The organism is Agromyces sp. Root81, from assembly GCF_001429165.1.
Classification (GTDB): Bacteria; Actinomycetota; Actinomycetes; order Actinomycetales; family Microbacteriaceae; genus Agromyces.
Window position 1 is genome coordinate 1,127,563 of the sequence record NZ_LMIR01000002.1, and the last position, 17,785, is coordinate 1,145,347.

Genomic DNA, 17,785 nt, shown 5'->3' on the forward strand with positions numbered 1-17,785 from the left:
GCTTCGGCGTTGCGCCGCGGCATCCGCTCGATTCGACTGAGATCATCAGCGCATGTCGTCAGTGGCAGGCCTGCTCATCCCGGCGAACCGCCGCAACCCGGCGGTCGAACTGCTCGACCAGCTCGACCTCGATCACGGCGACGTGCGGGCGAAGCGCACGGGGTTCATCATCATGCTCGTGCTGTCGGCGATCATCGCGATCGCCGGCATCATCGGGGATTCCACGGCGACCGTGATCGGGGCCATGATCATCGCCCCGCTCTCGACGCCGATCCTCGGCATCGCCGCCGGCATCGTGACCGGCAGGGCCTCGCTCGTCGGCCGCTCGGTGCTCTGGCTCGCCGGGGGCATGGCCGCCGTCATCGTGCTCGGCGTGCTGCTCTCGTTCACCGTGCCCGACCCCCAGCAGCTCACGACGAACCCGCAGGTCACGAGCCGCACCGCGCCCACCCTGATGGACCTGCTCGCGGCCTTCGCGACGGGCCTCGCCGGGGCGTTCGCGATGTGCCGGCGCGACCTCAGCAACATCCTGCCCGGCGTCGCGATCTCGATCTCGCTCGTGCCGCCGCTCGGCGTCGTGGGCGTGAGCCTCGGCCAGGGGCAGTTCGAGGCGGCGTTCGGCGCGTCGATGCTGTTCCTCTCGAACGTCGTCGCGCTCATCATCGCCGGGTCGCTCGTCTTCACCCTCGCCGGCTACCCGCGCGACCCCGAGGCCGTCGTCGACGCGAACCGCCGTCGCGCGTACACGATCGTCGGCGTGCTCACCGCGGTGGTCGCGATCCCGCTCGTCGTGAACTCCCTCATCATCGCCTTCGTGGCCTCGTGGACCGTGACCCTGCACTCCGTCACGAACGACTGGCTCGAGGGCACGAAGGGTGCCTCGGTCACGGGCGTCAGCTGGAACGGGCTCCAGGCCACGGTCGGCGTCGAGAGCCCCGGCGGCGAGCTGCCACCGCTCGAGACGTACCGCGACGACCTCGCCGGCAAGCTGCCGTCGTACATCTCGGTGAACCTCGACGTGAAGTCGGGCGCCCAGGTCGACGTGCGCTGAGCTGTTTCGAGACGGCGCTGGCGCGCCTCCTCAACCAACGGGATCGGGCGGATGCCGCAGCGTGCTGCTGCGACATCCGCCCGTTCCATCGACGACGCGGCACGGGCAGGCATTCCCGCCGCGTCGAAGTGGTTCCCGGCGGCGGGTGGGACTTCCCGCCGCCGGGAGGTTCTCAGTGCTGGGTCGCCTTCTCGGCTCCGACACCGGTGAGCGAGCGCACCTCCATCTCGGACTGCTTCGCGGGGTCCTCCTTCTGCTTGTCGAGCACCGTGCCGAGCCAGCCCAGGAAGAAGGCCAGCGGGATCGAGACGATGCCCGGGTTCGAGAGCGGGAAGATCGCGAAGTCGATGGACTCGGTCTTCAGCATCGAGGTCTCGGAGCCCGAGACGACCGGCGAGAAGATGATGAGGATGATCGCCGACGCGAGGCCGCCGTACATGCTCCAGAGCGCGCCCTGGGTGGTGAAGCGCTTCCAGAAGAGCGAGTACACGATCGTTGGCAGGTTGGCGGATGCCGCGACCGCGAACGCGAGCGCCACGAGGAACGCCACGTTCTGGCCGTTGGCCCCGATGCCGCCGATGATCGCCACGATGCCGATGATCACGACGGTACGGCGCGCGACCTTGACCTCGGCGCCCGGCGCGGGCTTGCCCTTCTTCACCACGCTCGCGTAGATGTCGTGGGCGAAGGAGGCCGCCGCCGTGATCGTGAGCCCGGCGACCACCGCGAGGATCGTCGCGAACGCGATCGCCGAGATGAGGCCGAGGAGCAGCGGGCCGCCGAGTTCGAACGCGAGCAGCGGGGCTGCCGAGTTCGGGCCGCCGGGTGCCGCCGCGATGACGTCGGCGCCGACGAGCGCAGCTGCGCCGTAGCCGAGGACGAGCGTGAACACGTAGAAGATGCCGATGAGCCAGATCGCCCAGACCACCGACTTCCGGGCCTCCTTCGCGGTGGGCACCGTGTAGAAACGCATGAGCACGTGCGGCAGCGCCGCGGTGCCGAGCACGAGGGCGAGGCCGAGCGAGAGGAAGTCGACCTTCGCGATCTCGGAGACCCCGTACTTGAGGCCCGGGTTCAGGATCTCGGGGTTGCCCGTCGCCGCAACCGCGTTGTCGAGCAGCGTCGAGAAGTTGAACCCGTTGATCGCGAGCACCCAGACCGTCATCACGCCGGCGCCGGCGATGAGCAGGATCGCCTTGATGATCTGCACCCAGGTGGTGCCCTTCATGCCGCCGATGAGCACGTACAGGATCATGAGCGCGCCGACGACGGTGATGACGAGCGCCTGGCCGAGCTGGTCGCCCACGCCGAGCAGGAGCGAGACGAGGCCGCCGGCTCCGGCCATCTGGGCGAGCAGGTAGAAGAAGCAGACGACGAGCGTCGTCGTCGCCGCGGCGATGCGCACGGGCTTCTGCTTCAGCCGGAACGACAGCACATCGGCCATCGTGAACTTGCCCGTGTTGCGGAGCAGCTCGGCGACGAGCAGCAGCGCCACGAGCCAGGCGACGAGGAAGCCGATCGAGTAGAGGAACCCGTCGTATCCCGTGATCGCGATGGCACCGACGATGCCGAGGAACGACGCCGCCGAGAGGTAGTCGCCGGCGATGGCCGAGCCGTTCTGACCGCCCGTGAACGAGCGGCCGGCGGCGTAGTAGTCGGCGGCGGTCTTGTTGTTGCGGCTCGCACGGAACACGATGATCATCGTGATCGCGACGAAGGCGCCGAAGATGGCGATGTTCAGCCAGGGCTCGCCGGGCGAGGCGCTCGCGGCTTCGAAGTGCAGCATCAGCGGGTCGCCTCCTCGGTCGTGAACGTCGCGCCGGTCTCGATCTCCTCGCGGATCTCCTCGGCGACGGGGTCGAGCTCCTTGCCCGCGTAGCGCACGTACCAGGTGGTCACGGCGAACGTCGTCACGACCTGCAAGAGGCCGAGCAGGATGGCGACGTTGACGCTGCCGAACACGGGCGTCGACATGAAGTCGTGCGCGTAGCCGGCCAGCAGCACGTAGGCGAGGTACCAGACGAGGCACGCGGCCAGCACGGGGAAGACGAACCTCCGGTGCTTCGAACGCAGTCGCTGGAACTCTTCGGATTGTTGCACCGCGCGGTAGTCGACGGGTGGGGCCGTCTCGGTCTCCGCGCTCAGGGCTTCGTTGCCCATGGCGAGTCTCCTTCAGGGGGTCGTGCCGGGCTCTGGGCCAGGCTGCTGCCGGTTGCAGTGGGGCAACTCTCGCGCGCCCGCATTCCGGCGTGGGGCGGCTGCCGTTCGTCGTCGCCGAACGGCGTACACGGTGCGACGAACGGCAGGTGGGCGACGACGAACGAGCGTCGGAGGGCGCGGTGGATGCGAGCGGTTACGCTGTCGTGCATGCCCGAGTCGATGCTGCTCGCCGCCGCCCTCGGCGTGGTCGGCGGGGCGCTCGCGGTCGGGCTCGTGGTGTTCCTGCGCCGCATCGTGCTGACCTCGAAGGAGCTCGGCACCGACGCCGAGCAGGCGACCTACCAGACCCTGCACCTCGCCTCCCAGGCGGCGAAGCACCTGCGCGGCGGCATCGACGAGCTCGACGCGGCTCGCGCGGGCAAGCACCTCCGCGCACTGCTCGGCTGCGACAGCCTCGCGATCGTCGATCGCTCCGGCACCATCGCGATCGACGGCGACGAGGCCGTGCGACCCGTCGCAGAGCGGCTCGCCGCCGCGGCGATCGCCGGCGGCCGCCAGCAGGTGCAGCGCCGGATCCCGATCGGGGCATGGGAGACGGATGCGGTCGTGGCTCCGATCCTCGGCAGCACCGGCCCGCTCGGCGCGATCGTCGCCTTCGCCTCCCCCGTGCGATCCGGCCTCGTGCGCGCGACCGGCGAGGTCGCCGACTGGGTGGCCGCACAGGTCGAGCTCGGCGAGCTCGACGCCTCGCGCGCGGCACTCGCCGAGGCCGAGGTGCGGGCGCTCCGTGCACAGATCAGCCCGCACTTCATCTACAACTCGCTGAACGCGATCGCCTCGTTCATCAACACCGACCCCGCGCAGGCGCGCGAGCTCGTGCTCGAGTTCGCCGACTTCACCCGCTACTCCTTCCGCCGCCACGGCGACTTCACGACCGTCGCCGAGGAGCTGCGGTCGATCGACAGCTACCTTCGGCTCGAGCGCGCGCGCTTCGGCGAGCGCCTGAAGGTCACACTGCAGATCGCGCCCGAGGTGCTCTCGACCGTGGTGCCGTTCCTCTCGATCCAGCCGCTCGTCGAGAACGCGGTGCGGCACGGCCTCGAGTCGAAGGAGGGCGGCGGGCGCATCACGATCACGGCGGCCGACTCCGGCGCGTTCGCCGAGATCAGCGTGGAGGACGACGGCGTCGGCATCGACCCCGAGGTGCTCGCCGCGGTGCTCGCGGGCGGCCCCGCCGACGCCGAGCACGTCGGGCTCCGCAACGTCGACGCACGCCTCCGCCAGGTCTACGGCGACGAACTCGGCCTCGTGGTCGAGACGAACGTGGGCGCCGGCACGCTCGTGCGCATGCGGGTGCCGAAATCGGGGCCGCGACGCCCCTCGTCGGCCGGAACCCCCGATGGGAGACTTGAGCCATGATCTCCGTGCTCATCGCCGATGACGAGCAGCCCGCGATCGACGAGCTCGCGTTCCTGCTCGGGCAGGACCCGCGCATCGGCGTGATCCACCAGGCCTCGTCGGGTGCGGAGGCGATCCGCCTGCTCACGCGGGAGCCCGTCGATGCCGCGTTCCTCGACATCCACATGCCGGGGCTCACGGGATTCGACCTCGCCAGGGCGCTCGCCCGGTTCGAGCACCGCCCCGTGCTCGTCTTCGTCACCGCCGATGAGGAGGGCGCCCTCGAGGCGTTCGACCTCGCCGCGGTCGACTACCTGCTGAAGCCCGTGCGCACGGAGCGGCTGCACCGCTCCGTCGGCCGCATCGTCGAGGCGCTGAAGGCCGCGTCCGCGAGCCAGACGACGCACGGGACATCCGCCGAACCCGAGATGATCGCCGTCACCCTCGGCGGCACGACCCGAATGATCCGCCGCGACGACGTGCGCTACGTGCAGGCGCAGGGCGACTACGCGCGGCTGCACACCGAGGAGGCGAGCTACCTCGTGCGGGTGCCGCTGAGCGACCTCGAGCGGCAGTGGGCCGATGCGGGCTTCGTGCGGGTGCACCGCTCGTACCTCGTGTCGCTCGCGCACCTCAGCCGCATCCGGCTGGGCTCCGACCACCCGAGCGTCACCGTCGGCCAGGCCGAGCTGCCCGTGAGCCGGCGGCTGCTGCCCGCGCTCCGCGACCGCCTCGACCAGACGGTCATCCGTCCGAGGCCGTGAACGAGTCGTCGAGCGGGCGAGCGGATGCCGCGGGGCCGCCGCCCCGGGTCCGCGTCACCGCTCCCCGACCGGGCGGGGGCGCGGCATCCGCTCGCCCATCGCTGCCGCACGGCGGCGGGCCGACGAGCGACATCGCGGGCGTCTACGTGCGCTCGCTCATCCGCTCGCAGCTGCGGCTCGCGGTCGTCTTCGCCATCGGCTTCGCGGTGGCCACCGCGCTCTTCGTACTCGCCATCGCGCTCGTGCCCGCACTCGACTCGAGCTTCGTGTTCGGGGTGCCGGCGTCGTGGCTGCTGCTCGGCGCCGGCGTCTACCCGCTCGCGCTGACGGTCGCCGGGCTCTACGTGCGCGCCGCTGCGCGCAACGAGGCGCGCTACCGCTCGCTCACGGAGGCGGAGTGAACCCCGTCATCGGCTACGTCGCGATCGCCGCCGTGGCCCTCGCCTCGGCGCTCATCGGCTTCTACGGGTTGCGGGTCTCGCGCACGACGAGCGACTTCTACGTCGCCTCGCGCACCGTGCGTCCGTGGTGGAACGCGTCGGCCATCGGGGGCGAGTACCTCTCGGCGGCGTCGTTCCTCGGCATCGCGGGGCTCATCCTGCTCCAAGGGTCGGGCGGGCTGTGGTTCCCGATCGGCTACACCGCCGGATATCTCATGCTCCTGCTCTTCGTGGCGGCGCCGCTCCGCCGCTCCGGCGCCTACACGATCCCCGACTTCACCGAGGCGCGCCTCGAGTCGACGTCGGCCCGGCGCGTGACCTCGACGCTCGTCATCGTCATCGGCTGGTTCTACATCGTGCCGCAGTTGCAGGGCGCGGCCCTCACCGTGCGCATCACCACGGGACTCCCGTCGTGGGTCGGCTCCGTCGCGGTCGCCGTACTCGTCGCGGTCATCGTCGCCGCGGGCGGCATGCGCTCGATCACCTTCGTGCAAGCCTTCCAGTTCTGGCTGAAGCTCACTGCGATCGCGGTGCCGGTCGTGGCGCTGCTGCTCATCGTCGGCGGCGGCGAACCGCCCGCCCAGCTCACGCCCGCCGAGGCGTTCCCTCCGGCTGCCGGCCCGGGCGACCTCGACGTCTATCGCACGGTCTCGCTCATGGTGGCACTCCTCCTCGGCACCCTCGGGCTGCCGCACGTGCTCGTGCGCTTCTACACGAACCCCGACGGCGTCGCCGCCCGCCGCACGACCGTCATCGTGCTCGCCCTGCTCTCGGTGTTCTACCTCTTCCCGACCGCGTTCGGCCTCCTCGGGCGGGCCTTCGCACCCGACCTCGCGGCGCCGGGCGAGGCCGACGCGCTCATCCTGCTGCTGCCCGGCCGGCTCGTACCGGGCATCTGGGGCGAACTGCTGACGGCTCTCGTCATCGCCGGCGCCTTCGGCGCGTTCCTCTCGACGTCGTCGGGGCTCGTCGTCTCGCTCGCCGGCGTGATCAGCCAGGACCTGCTCGGCGGCAGCGTGCGCGGGTTCCGCATCGCCGCCGTCGCCTCCTCGCTCATCCCGCTCCTCGTCGCCCTCACGACCGAGTCGGCGGGCCTCGCCGGCAGCGTCGGACTCGTCTTCGCGTTCACCGCGTCGACCCTCTGCCCCATCCTGATCCTCGGCATCTGGTGGCGCGGCCTCACCGCGCGGGGCGCGGTCGCGGGCATGCTCACGGGCGGCGTGCTCTCGGGGGTCGCCATCCTCGGCGGCCCGGTGCTCTCCGCAGCGCTCCCCGCGCTCCGCCCGTTCCTCGAGCAGCCCGCGGCGTGGACGGTTCCGGTGGCCGTGCTCGTGACGGTGCTCGTCTCCCGCGGCGACCACCGCGGCGTCCCGCGCGGCACCGACGCCTTCCTCACCCGCCTCCATGTTCCGGAGGCCCGCAGGTAGACTCGCCCGGTGCTCCTGCCCGTCGCCGTCTCCGTGCTCGTCGGCGCACTGGCACAGCGCGTCACCGGCATGGGCTTCGCCCTCATCGCCGCACCGGCGCTCGTGATCCTGCTCGGCCCGTTCGACGGCGTCGTGCTCGTGAACCTCTGCGCCGTGCTCTCCTCGCTCCTCATCCTGCCGCGGGTCTGGCGGCACATCGAGTGGCGGCGATTCGGATGGCTCGTGGTGCCCGCCCTGGTCGGCACCGTCGCCGGAGCGCTCGTCGCGGCACGCCTGCCGGGGCCCGTGCTCCAGCTCGGCGTCGGCGTGCTCGTCGTCGTGGCGCTCACGGTGTCGCTCATCGTGACCCGCACCGACCACGTCGCGACGGGTCGCACTCCGGCGATCATGGCCGGCGCGGCATCCGGATTCATGAACGCCTCGGCCGGCGTGGGCGGCCCGGCGCTCAGCGTCTACGCCGTCGCGACCCGGTGGCCGCAGGCCGGCTTCGCCGCCACCGCCCAGCCCTACTTCGTGGTCATCGGCGTGGCATCGCTCGTCGGCAAGCTCGGCGCCACCGGATGGGCACTGCCCGAGCTCGAGCCGGGCGCGTGGCCGTTCGTCATCGGGGCGCTGCTCGTCGGCCTCGGGCTCGGTGAGCTGCTGCACCAGCGCATCCCGCACCACGCCGCACGCCTCGCCGTGATCGTGATCGCATACGCCGGCGGCGCGGCCGCGATCGTCGACGGCGCGCTGAAGCTCTGGGGCTAGCCGGACTCGTGGCTAGCGCCTGACGTCCACCTCGACGGGCCGGTCGCCGAACGCGGCGAGCCGCCCTTCGAGGCCGGCCCGCACGGCCGGCCACTCGTCGATGATGACCGAGTACACGGCGCTGTCGCGCCAGCTTCCGTCGGCTCGGGGCTTGTCGCGTCGCATGATGCCGTCGAGCTTGGCCCCGAGCTTCTCGATGGCGGCGCGAGACCGCGCGTTGATCGCGTCAGCCTGGATCTTCACGCGGCCGAAGCCGTTGCGGAACGCGAGGTCGAGCAGCAGCAGTTTCACCTCGGGGTTGACCGCCGAACCCCAGACTCCGGGATCGTAGGCGGTCCACCCGATGTGCGCCGACTCGTTCGGCAGGTCGAGGTCGCCGAGCTTGGTCGCGCCCACGACGCGACCGTCATCGGGGCCGCCGCTCACCCGCACGGTCCATGGCAGCACCGCCTCGCCGCCCGAGTAGTACGAGCGCGCGAACGCGTCGTAGGCATCGGCATCGGCGGGCAACCCCGCCGGCCCGCCGCCGTACCCGCCGGCGAACACCTCGGGCCTGCAGAGTGCCCGGTACAGCTCGGGGATGTCGGCGGTGTCGAACGGGCGCAGGCGGATGAATCGGCCGACGAGTTCGTCGGTGGCAGGGCGCGTCGCGGTCACTGTTCGAGTGTGCCATGCGCCGGTGACGCGCACGTGACCGGTCGGCGACGGGATGGGTCGTCCCGTGCCGCAGACCTTCCCCTCGACGGGCCGCGCCCCTACGATGACGGGAGCAGGACCAACGTCGAAGGAAAGGTGGGGGCCATGAGTTCTCTGGACGACATCACGAAGAAGGCGCAAGACTTCATCGAAGACAACAAGGACAAGATCTCCGACGCGCTCAACAGCGAGCAGGCCGAGGACATCAGCGACAAGCTGCTCGACGGCGTCACGGAGGCCGCGAAGAAGGTTGTGCCCGAGGAGCACCACGACAAGGTCGATGGTGTCCGCGGGCACGTCGACGGGGCCATCGGCACCGAGAAGTAGTCGTCACGGAACGAAGGGGGCGGATGTCACTGGCATCCGCCCCCTTCGTCGTCGGTGCGCACCTCGGCCCGCCGACGCATCCGCACCGCCCTTGCGTGCAGCTGGTCGCGTTGCCACGATGGCGGGAGACGATCTTCGCCGATGAAGGGGGATTCATCCATGGATCACAAGCCGGCTTCGGACACCATTCGGGCCCAGCAGGCCGCGGCGCTCGCACAGCTGCCGTTCGACGACGCGCGGGACTTCGACGACGCCGACCGCGGCTTCATCGCCGCGCTCGAGCCCGGTGTGGTGCGGAACGATGCCGGTGAGATCGTGTGGGACAACGACAGTTACGCCTTCCTCGAGGGCGAGGCGCCGTCCACGGTGCATCCGAGCCTGTGGCGGCAATCGCAGCTCGTCGCGAGGCAGGGACTCTACGAGGTCGTCGAGGGCATCTACCAGGTGCGCGGGCTCGACCTCTCGAACATGACGATCGTCGAGGGCGACACGGGCGTCATCGTGCTCGACCCGCTCATCTCGACCGAGACCGCCGCCGCCGCGCTCGCGCTGTACCGCGCGAACCGCGGCGATCGCAAGGTCGTCGCCGTCATCCACACCCACTCGCACGTCGACCACTTCGGCGGGATCTTCGGCGTGACGACGCAGGCCGAGGTCGACGCCGGCATGGTGCAGATCATCGCTCCAGAGGGCTTCGTCGAGCACGCGGTCGCCGAGAACGTCTACGCCGGAACGGCGATGGCGAGGCGCGCCGGCTACATGTACGGCGCCGCACTCGAGCGCGGGCCGCAGGGCGCCGTGGGCGCGGGCCTCGGCCAGACCACGTCGACCGGTGTCATCGGCATGATCGTGCCGACGCTCGAGATCACCACGACCGGCGAGACGCACACCGTCGACGGCATCGAGATCGAGTTCCAGATGGCGCCCGGCACCGAAGCGCCGTCGGAGATGCACTTCTACTTCCCGCGGTACCGGGCACTCTGCATGGCCGAGAACGCCACCCACAACCTGCACAACCTGCTGACGCTGCGGGGTGCCGTGGTGCGCGACCCGCACGTGTGGTCGCAGTACCTGACCGAGGCGATCACCCGGTTCGCCGACCGCACCGACGCCGTCTTCGCCTCGCACCACTGGCCGACCTGGGGCCGCGAGAACATCGTCGGGTTCCTGTCGGTGCAGCGCGACCTCTACGCCTACCTGCACGACCAGACCCTGCGTCTCGTCAACCGCGGGTACACCGCCGCCGAGGCAGCGGAGATGTTCGAGATGCCGCCCGCGCTCGAACAGGCCTGGAGCACGCGCGGCTACTACGGCTCGGTCAGCCACAACGTCAAGGCGATCGTGCAGCGCTACCTCGGCTGGTTCGACGGCAACCCGGCCCGGCTCTGGCCGCACCCGCCGGCAGCGATCGCGACCCGGTACGTCGACGCGATCGGCGGCATCGACCGCGTGGTCGAGCTCGCGCAGGCCGCATTCGACGGCGGCGACTACCGTTGGGCGGCGACCCTGCTCGACCACGCGGTCTTCGTCGACGAGCACCACGAGGCCGCACGTGCCCTCTATGCCGACACGCTCGAGCAGCTCGCCTACGGCTCGGAGAACGGCACCTGGCGCAACTTCTTCCTCTCGGGTGCGACCGAGCTGCGCGTCGGCAACTTCGGCACGCCGACGAAGACCTCGGCGCCGTCGATGCTCGCCCAGCTCAGTCCTGAGCAGCTGCTCGACGCCATCGCGATCAAGGTCGACGGCCCGAAGGCCTGGGACCTCGACCTGTCGTTCGCGATCGAGCTGACCGACCTCGACCGGCGATTCCGGGTGACACTGCGCAACGGCGTGCTGATCTACCTCGAGGACGGCGCGGGCGACGTCGCGCTCACGCTCCGGCTCACGAAGGGCCGGCTGCTCGCCCTGCTCGGCGGTGACTCGACCTCTGCCGGCGTTGAGACCGACGGCGACGCATCCGTGCTCGACCGGCTCCTCGGCGTCATCGACCCCGGCGACGACGCGTTCGACATCGTCACGCCGTAGCCGACGGCGACGACACGAAGGGGGGCGGATGTCACGGACATCCGCCCCCTTCGCCGTCGGCCGCGCCGGAGCCCGGCTCGCGGGCGGGCGGGCGGGCGGTCAGCCGAGCAGGTCGTGCAGCGTGACGATCTCTTCGCGGCCGGGGCCGACGCCGATCGCCGAGATGCGGGAGCCGCTCATCGCCTCGAGTTCGCGCACGTACGCCTGGGCGTTCGCGGGCAGGTCGGAGAACTCTCGGGCACCCGAGATGTCTTCGGTCCAGCCGGGGAACTCCTCGTAGATCGGCTTCGCGTGGTGGAAGTCGGACTGCGAGACGGGCACCTCGTCGAAGCGTTCGCCGTCGACGTCGTAGGCGACGGCGACGGGGATGCGCTCGATGCCGGTGAGCACGTCGAGCTTCGTGAGCACGAAGTCGGTGACGCCGTTGATGCGCGCCGAGTACCGGGCGATCGGAGCGTCGTACCAGCCGGTGCGGCGCTTGCGCCCCGTCGTGGTGCCGAATTCGTGGCCCTGCTCGGTGAGGAAGTCGCCCCACTCGTCGAAGAGCTCGGTCGGGAAGGGCCCGGCGCCGACGCGGGTCGTGTACGCCTTGATCACCGCGATGACCCGGTCGATCCGGTTCGGCGCGATGCCGGAGCCCGTGACCGCGCCGCCGCTCGTCGCGTTCGACGAGGTGACGAAGGGGTAGGTGCCGTGATCGACGTCGAGCATCGTGGCCTGGCCGCCCTCGAAGAGCACCGTCTCGCCCGCGTCGAGGGCGCGGTGCAGCAGCAGCGCGGTGTCGGTGACCATCGGTCGGAGCCGCTCGACGTAGCCGAGCAGCTCGTCGACGACCTCGTCGACGCCGATGGCGCGTCGGTTGTAGATCTTCACGAGCAGGTGGTTCTTCTGGTCGAGGGCGCCCTCGACCTTCTGCCGCAGGATGTTCTCGTCGAACAGGTCCTGCATGCGGATGCCGACGCGGTTGATCTTGTCGGCGTAGGCGGGGCCGATGCCGCGACCGGTCGTGCCGATCTGCCGCTTGCCGAGGAATCGCTCCGTCACCTTGTCGAGGGTGCGGTGGTACTGGGTGATGAGGTGGGCGTTGGCCGAGATGCGCAGCTTCGAGACGTCGACGCCGCGCGCCTCGAGGCCCTCGAGCTCCTCGAAGAGCACCTCGACGTCGACGACCACGCCGTTGCCGATGACCGGCGTGACCCCCGGCGTCAGGATGCCCGACGGCAGCAGGTGCAGGGCGTACTTCTCATCGCCGATGACGACGGTGTGCCCGGCGTTGTTGCCGCCGTTGAACTTGACGACGTAGTCGAGGCGCGAGCCGAGCAGGTCGGTCGCCTTGCCCTTGCCCTCGTCGCCCCACTGTGCACCGATCAGTACGGCTGCGGGCATGTCAGTCCTCTCCTGCCGCGTCGGGCGCGGCGGGTTCGGCGACTGGGTCGCCGGTGTGCGTGGCGACGGATGTCGCGTGGTCGAAGGTCTCGTCGGTGCCGCTGTCGTGGGCGCTGACGATCGTGATCAGTTGGGTCGGGGTGAACTCCGACGCGATGCGCGCGGGCGCCTCGGGGTCGGCGATCGCGAGTTCGTCGGCGAGGCGGCCGGCCCGATCGTCGAGGCCGAGGGCCTCGGCGGCGCGTCGCTGGGTGTCGAGGGCGCGCAGGTAGGCGCGGTTGGGCTCGTCGGACCACGAGACGGGGTCGCCCGACTGCCAGCCGCCGGCGACGAGCTGCTCGCGGGCGAGGTCGGCGGCGACGGAGGCGAAGGCGAAGGACTCGATGGCTCGGCCTTCGGAGTCGGCGAGGTCGGCGAGTTCGGTCCAGGCGAGCGGCGACGACGGATGCCCCGCCACGACCGCTGCGACGGACGCGCGGTCGCCTTCGGCGAGCGCCTGCCGCACCTCGGGTTCGTCGGCGAGTGACGCCTCCGGCTCAGGTGCTGATTGGTCTGCAGTCACACTCCACCTTATCGCGGGGGCCCTCGGAGCCCGAGGAGGCCCGAGGTGCCCGTCACAAGTAGGCTGGAGGGCATGTCGAAAGTCCTCTCCAGCCTGCCCGTCGGCGAACGCGTCGGCATCGCCTTCTCCGGCGGCCTCGACACCTCCGTCGCGGTTGCGTGGATGCGCGAGAAGGGTGCAGTGCCCTGCACGTACACGGCCGACCTCGGTCAGCCCGACGAGCCCGACGTCGAGGCCGTTCCCGGCCGCGCCATCGAGTACGGCGCCGAGATCTCGCGCCTCGTCGACTGCCGCGCCGCGCTCGTCGAAGAGGGACTCGTCGCGCTGCAGTGCGGCGCCTTCCACATCCGCTCCGGCGGCAAGGCCTACTTCAACACGACACCTCTCGGCCGTGCGGTCACCGGCACGCTGCTCGTGCGCGCGATGCTCGAGGACGGCGTCGACATCTGGGGCGACGGCTCGACGTACAAGGGCAACGACATCGAGCGGTTCTACCGCTACGGGCTCATGGCCAACCCGCGCCTGCGCATCTACAAGCCGTGGCTCGACGCCGACTTCGTCACCGAGCTCGGTGGCCGCGCCGAGATGAGCGAGTGGCTGCAGCAGCGCGACCTCCCCTACCGCGCCTCCGCCGAGAAGGCGTACTCGACCGACGCGAACATCTGGGGCGCGACGCACGAGGCGAAGGTGCTCGAGGAGCTCGACGCCGGCATCACGACCGTCGAGCCGATCATGGGCGTGAAGTTCTGGGACGAGTCGGTCGAGATCGCCACGGAAGACATCACGGTCCGCTTCGAGCGGGGCCGCCCGGTCGCCCTCAACGGCGTCGTGTTCGACGATGCCGTCGACCTCGTGCTCGAGGCGAACGCCATCGGCGGCCGCCACGGACTCGGCATGAGCGACCAGATCGAGAACCGCATCATCGAGGCGAAGTCGCGCGGCATCTACGAGGCCCCGGGCATGGCCCTGCTGCACATCGCCTACGAGCGCCTGCTCAACGCGATCCACAACGAGGACACGATCGCGAACTACCACAACGAGGGCCGCCGCCTCGGGCGCCTCATGTACGAGGGCCGCTGGCTCGACCCGCAGTCGCTCATGCTCCGCGAGTCGATCGTGCGCTGGGTCGCGTCGGCCGTCACGGGCGAGGTGACGCTTCGACTCCGCCGCGGCGACGACTACACGATCATGAACACGACGGGTCCCGCGCTCAGCTACCAGGCCGAGAAGCTCTCGATGGAGCGCGTCGGCGACCAGGCGTTCGGCCCCGAAGACCGCATCGGCCAGCTCACGATGCGCAACCTCGACATCGCCGACTCGCGCGCGCGACTCGAGCAGTACGCGCACCTCGACCTGGTGGGCGGCGCGACCGCCGCCCTCGTCGGAGACCTCTCGGTCGGCGATGCGGCGCAGATCCTCGCGGGTCCGGCCGAGTCCGAGCTCGAGGCCGCGACGGATGCCGCGAACGAGGCTTCGGCGTTCGATCTCGGCACCGACTGACAGCCCGGCATTCGACGAAGCGGCCGCCCTCACATCGAGGGTGGCCGCTCCGTCGTCATGCCGATGAACTCTTCGATCGCGGCCTCGGCCGTGTCGACGGCATCCGTTCCACTCAGCTCACCGGTGATGACACGGGCCGAGAGCCCGTCGGCCAACGCGATGAGGCTGCGGGCGATGAAGTCGAGCCTGGTCGACGGCACGACGGCCGAGAGGTTCTGCGCCAACTCGCGCTCCTGCCCGGCCTTGGCCGCTCGCAGCAGCGCGGCGAGTTCGTCGTCGCCGACGGATGCCGCGAGGTAACCGTGCCAGACGACCACGGCGTCGCGTGCCGGTACAGAGGTCGGGATGGCGTGGGAGACGAGATGGCGGATCGCCTCCAGCGGTGACAGGTCGGCGGCACTAAACGCGGTGGCGGAGCCCTCGATCATCGCCGCCGCGCTCGCGCGGACGAGGTCCTCCTTGGTGGGGTGGTAGTGCTGCACGAGGCCGACCGAGACTCCGGCAGCCTCTGCGACGGCGCGGAACGAGACACCGGCGATTCCCCGCTGCAGGATGCAGTGCCAGACGCCGTGGATGATGTCGATGCGTCGGTCCACCCGGGCCTTCTTCCGTCTCGGTGCGCGTCTTGCTACTCTGAACAATACGATCGTATTGCAAACTGGAGGCACCGTGCGACTCGGAACGTTCCGCACCGAACATGGCCGGGCGCGGTTCATCGCCGCCTACGAAGCTGCGATGGCTGAGCTCGAGACGCCCGACCGCGTCGCCGATGTGCCGACCTCGTTCGGATGCGTCCGCTCATACACCTGGCACGGCGACGACACCACTGCGCCGCCGCTCGTGCTCCTGCCGGGCAAGACCGCCGGCGCGCCGATGTGGGCTGAGAACCTTCCCGGCTTCCGCGAGACCGGACGGACGATCATCGCGTTCGACGCGCTCGGGGACGCCGGCCTTTCGGTGCAACGCGTCCCGATCCGCACGCCGGCGGACCAGGCGCTCTGGCTCGACGAGGCGATCACCGCACTCGGCCACGACCTGGTGCACACGGTCGGGCACTCGTTCGGCGGCGCGACCGCGGCGAACCACGCGGTGCGGCATCCGCAGCGGCTCGCGTCGCTCACGCTGCTCGAACCGGTGTTCACGTTCGGGTGGCCGCCGCCGTCGCTGTTCGGCTGGGCGGCGCTGGCGACCCTGCCGGTGCCGCAGCGTTGGCGCGAGCACGCACTCGCGTCGATCGGCGGAGTGTCGCCTGAAGAGGTCAGAACTGCCGGGCCGACGGGCACGCTCATCGCCGTCGCATCCGAGACATTCGTCAGCAGGCTCCCGACGCCGCGGCCCCTCACCACCGCCCAGATGCAGATGCTGCGCATGCCGGCGTACGTCGCGATCGCCGGAAGTCACTCGCTCGCCGGCGGCACGCCTGCGGCGACCCGCGCCGAAGCGCGCCTGCCGAATGCCGCCGTCGAGATCTGGCCCGACACGACGCACTCGCTGCCGATGCAGGTGCGCGAACCCCTCTCCGCACGCCTGCGCTCGTTCTGGAGCACGGCGGATGCCACGGCGCCCGTGTGAGGCGACGCGCAGAATCGCGAGGCACCGCGTACGTCGCGGAGTCGTGCACGTTCGGGAGATCACTCGGGCGAGCCGTCCCCCCGGGCGGCCCACCCGAGCGCGTCGATCGCTTCCCCCTGCTGATCGACCGCCGAACCGGGCTGAGATCTCAACCCGGTGCACGCTTCTCGACGTGAAGCGCATCGCGCACACCTGAAGGGTAGGCCGATGCCGCGCGGACGGCGTACCCCAAACCGGGGGACGCGGCGCCCGCCGCTGTGCGTCCGGCGGGAAACCGCCGGTCAGGCGGCGGTCTGCTGGTGCGCAGCCACCCGCCACGCGCCGCCCTCGATGAGGTAGGTCGTCGACATGCGCAGGTTCACGGTGTCGCCGCCGCGGCGGGCCTCTGCGCGGTAGACGAGGATGCCGGCGCGTTCGCCGAGCCGGATCACGGCCGGTTCGTGCAGGTGGTACTCGTCCCACGGCGGAGCGCTCCGCATCGCCGTGAGGATCTCGTCGCGCCCGAATGCGGCGCCGTCGACGATCATGAGGGCGTCGCGGGTCATCGCACGCTGGTAGTGCTCGCCACCCCGACCCTCGACGATCGCCCGCCATCCGGCGTGTTCCTCGTGCATCAGTCGGGCGGGCAGATCGTCAGTGATCTCGGTCATGCCCCAACGGTAACCGCGATCGGATGCCGCGGGAAGAGCCGGGCGACCTTCAGATTCAGAGCCAGCCCTTGCGCTTGAAGATCACGTACAGCGTGCCGGCGAACCCGAACATGAGCACGAGGGCGAACGGGTAACCCCAGGCCTGGCCGAGCTCGGGCATGTAGGTGAAGTTCATGCCGTAGATGCCCGCCACGAGCGAGGGCGCGAAGATGATGGCCGCCCAGCTGGAGATCTTCTTCGACTGCTCGCTCTGCGCGAGCGCGGTCTCGGAGAGCGTCCTGGTCTCCTCGTTCTGTCGCTGCGCGACGAGCGTGGAGTGCACCTGCAGCGCGTTCTGCAGCAGCTGCCGGAACGTGTCGCCGCGCTCGACGATGCGGATCACGTGGTCCTTCACATCGCGCAGGTACCGCTGCAGCTCGAGGTCGACGGCGTACTTCTCGAATCCGCGCTCGAGCGCGTCGAACATGCCGACGAGCGGCCGGGTCGCGCGCTGGAACTCCATGACCTCGCTCGCGAGGTCGTAGATGCGCCGGGTGACCACGGGGTCGCCCGAGAAGAGCTGCTCCTCGATCTCGTCGATGTCGTTCTCGAGCCCAAGGTCGACCGGCGAGTATTCGTCGACGACCTCGTCGAGCACGGCGTAGAGCACCGCCTCCGGCCCCTTCGCGAGCAGTTCGGGCAAGGCTTCGAGCCGATGACGCACCCGCGAGAGGTGCGGCGCCTCCGCGTGGCGGATCGTGATCGCGAAGTCGGGGCCGATGAACACGTGCAGCTCGCCGAACTCCACCTGCTCGACATCGTCGAGATAGCGCGCCGGGCGCAGCACCACGAAGAGCGTGTCGCCGTAGCGCTCGAGCTTGGCGCGCTGATGGCCCTTGCGCGTGTCCTCGACGGCGAGCGTGTGCAGGCCGAACTCCTGGGCCAGCGTGTCGAGCTCCGCATCGGTGGGCCGGTAGAGCCCGATCCACGCGAAGCCGCCGTGCTCGGCGCGCAGTTCGAACGTCTCGTCGAGGGTCGCCGGAGTCGCGACGCGCGTGCCGTCGCGGTAGATCGCGTTGTCGATGACCGTCATCG

Annotated in this window: 18 protein-coding genes; 10 read left to right on the forward strand and 8 right to left on the reverse strand. The window is 70.4% G+C overall.

Going from position 1 to position 17,785, the window contains the following annotated elements; all coding sequences use genetic code 11:
- Positions 1–52 precede the first annotated feature (52 nt).
- On the forward strand, positions 53–1,051 hold the full coding sequence (locus ASE14_RS10340; RefSeq protein ID WP_056654371.1) for a TIGR00341 family protein: 999 nt from the start codon (positions 53–55) through the stop codon (positions 1,049–1,051).
- 172 nt (positions 1,052–1,223) lie between these two features.
- Here ASE14_RS10340 and ASE14_RS10345 read toward each other — a convergent pair whose 3' ends face one another.
- Together ASE14_RS10345 and ASE14_RS10350 are read right to left on the reverse strand one after the other, a co-directional pair.
- Complete coding sequence (locus ASE14_RS10345) at positions 1,224–2,837, reverse strand: cation acetate symporter (RefSeq protein WP_056654374.1); 1,614 nt, start codon at positions 2,835–2,837, stop codon at positions 1,224–1,226.
- Positions 2,837–3,211, reverse strand: a complete 375-nt coding sequence (locus ASE14_RS10350; RefSeq protein WP_056654377.1) for a DUF485 domain-containing protein — start codon at positions 3,209–3,211, stop codon at positions 2,837–2,839. Before ASE14_RS10350 ends, ASE14_RS10345 begins: the two co-directional genes overlap by 1 nt.
- A gap of 207 nt (positions 3,212–3,418) precedes the next feature.
- On the opposite strand from ASE14_RS10350, the gene ASE14_RS10355 reads away from it, so the two are divergent.
- From ASE14_RS10355 to ASE14_RS10375, 5 genes are read left to right on the forward strand one after another with little or no spacing between them, the layout of a single operon-like run.
- Complete coding sequence (locus tag ASE14_RS10355) at positions 3,419–4,630, forward strand: sensor histidine kinase (protein WP_056654380.1); 1,212 nt, start codon at positions 3,419–3,421, stop codon at positions 4,628–4,630.
- On the forward strand, positions 4,627–5,373 hold the full coding sequence (locus ASE14_RS10360; protein ID WP_056654383.1) for a LytTR family DNA-binding domain-containing protein: 747 nt from the start codon (positions 4,627–4,629) through the stop codon (positions 5,371–5,373). Before ASE14_RS10355 ends, ASE14_RS10360 begins: the two co-directional genes overlap by 4 nt.
- Positions 5,370–5,774 (forward strand): DUF485 domain-containing protein, encoded by a 405-nt coding sequence (locus ASE14_RS10365; RefSeq protein WP_056654386.1) that lies wholly within the window; start codon positions 5,370–5,372, stop codon positions 5,772–5,774. The genes ASE14_RS10360 and ASE14_RS10365 overlap by 4 nt, the downstream gene beginning before the upstream one ends.
- Positions 5,771–7,240, forward strand: a complete 1,470-nt coding sequence (locus tag ASE14_RS10370; protein WP_056654389.1) for a cation acetate symporter — start codon at positions 5,771–5,773, stop codon at positions 7,238–7,240. Before ASE14_RS10365 ends, ASE14_RS10370 begins: the two co-directional genes overlap by 4 nt.
- 9 nt (positions 7,241–7,249) lie before the next feature.
- Positions 7,250–7,990 (forward strand): sulfite exporter TauE/SafE family protein, encoded by a 741-nt coding sequence (locus ASE14_RS10375; RefSeq protein ID WP_082600485.1) that lies wholly within the window; start codon positions 7,250–7,252, stop codon positions 7,988–7,990.
- Positions 7,991–8,002: 12 nt separating this feature from the next.
- On the opposite strand, the gene ASE14_RS10380 is transcribed toward ASE14_RS10375, so the two are convergent.
- Positions 8,003–8,647: a GNAT family N-acetyltransferase gene (locus ASE14_RS10380; protein WP_056654391.1), complete on the reverse strand. Its 645-nt coding sequence runs from the start codon at positions 8,645–8,647 to the stop codon at positions 8,003–8,005.
- 144 nt (positions 8,648–8,791) lie between these two features.
- On the opposite strand from ASE14_RS10380, the gene ASE14_RS10385 reads away from it, so the two are divergent.
- Together ASE14_RS10385 and ASE14_RS10390 are read left to right on the forward strand one after the other, a co-directional pair.
- Positions 8,792–9,013, forward strand: a complete 222-nt coding sequence (locus ASE14_RS10385; protein WP_056654398.1) for an Rv0909 family putative TA system antitoxin — start codon at positions 8,792–8,794, stop codon at positions 9,011–9,013.
- Between the two features lie 159 nt (positions 9,014–9,172).
- Positions 9,173–11,041: an alkyl/aryl-sulfatase gene (locus tag ASE14_RS10390; RefSeq protein WP_056654400.1), complete on the forward strand. Its 1,869-nt coding sequence runs from the start codon at positions 9,173–9,175 to the stop codon at positions 11,039–11,041.
- Positions 11,042–11,140: 99 nt separating this feature from the next.
- Here the strand turns inward: ASE14_RS10390 and ASE14_RS10395 are convergent, their stop codons facing one another.
- Positions 11,141–12,427 (reverse strand): adenylosuccinate synthase, encoded by a 1,287-nt coding sequence (locus tag ASE14_RS10395; protein WP_056654402.1) that lies wholly within the window; start codon positions 12,425–12,427, stop codon positions 11,141–11,143.
- A 1-nt stretch (position 12,428) separates the two neighbouring features.
- Positions 12,429–12,989: a DUF3151 family protein gene (locus tag ASE14_RS10400; RefSeq protein WP_157372932.1), complete on the reverse strand. Its 561-nt coding sequence runs from the start codon at positions 12,987–12,989 to the stop codon at positions 12,429–12,431.
- Between the two features lie 72 nt (positions 12,990–13,061).
- Here ASE14_RS10400 and argG point away from each other — a divergent pair, with 72 nt between their 5' ends.
- A complete protein-coding gene (gene argG / locus ASE14_RS10405) occupies positions 13,062–14,489 on the forward strand; it encodes an argininosuccinate synthase (RefSeq protein WP_056654406.1) in 1,428 nt (475 codons plus the stop codon).
- Positions 14,490–14,518: 29 nt separating this feature from the next.
- Here argG and ASE14_RS20560 read toward each other — a convergent pair whose 3' ends face one another.
- Positions 14,519–15,085, reverse strand: a complete 567-nt coding sequence (locus ASE14_RS20560) for a TetR/AcrR family transcriptional regulator (protein WP_056654407.1) — start codon at positions 15,083–15,085, stop codon at positions 14,519–14,521.
- A gap of 139 nt (positions 15,086–15,224) precedes the next feature.
- Between ASE14_RS20560 and ASE14_RS10415 the strand changes: the two genes are divergently transcribed.
- A complete protein-coding gene (locus ASE14_RS10415; RefSeq protein ID WP_162257727.1) occupies positions 15,225–16,061 on the forward strand; it encodes an alpha/beta fold hydrolase in 837 nt (278 codons plus the stop codon).
- Positions 16,062–16,342: 281 nt separating this feature from the next.
- On the opposite strand, the gene ASE14_RS10420 is transcribed toward ASE14_RS10415, so the two are convergent.
- Together ASE14_RS10420 and ASE14_RS10425 are read right to left on the reverse strand one after the other, a co-directional pair.
- Positions 16,343–16,711, reverse strand: coding sequence for a nuclear transport factor 2 family protein (locus ASE14_RS10420; RefSeq protein ID WP_056654410.1), 369 nt, complete (start codon positions 16,709–16,711; stop codon positions 16,343–16,345).
- Between the two features lie 55 nt (positions 16,712–16,766).
- Complete coding sequence (locus tag ASE14_RS10425) at positions 16,767–17,783, reverse strand: magnesium and cobalt transport protein CorA (RefSeq protein ID WP_056654413.1); 1,017 nt, start codon at positions 17,781–17,783, stop codon at positions 16,767–16,769.
- Positions 17,784–17,785 lie beyond the last annotated feature (2 nt).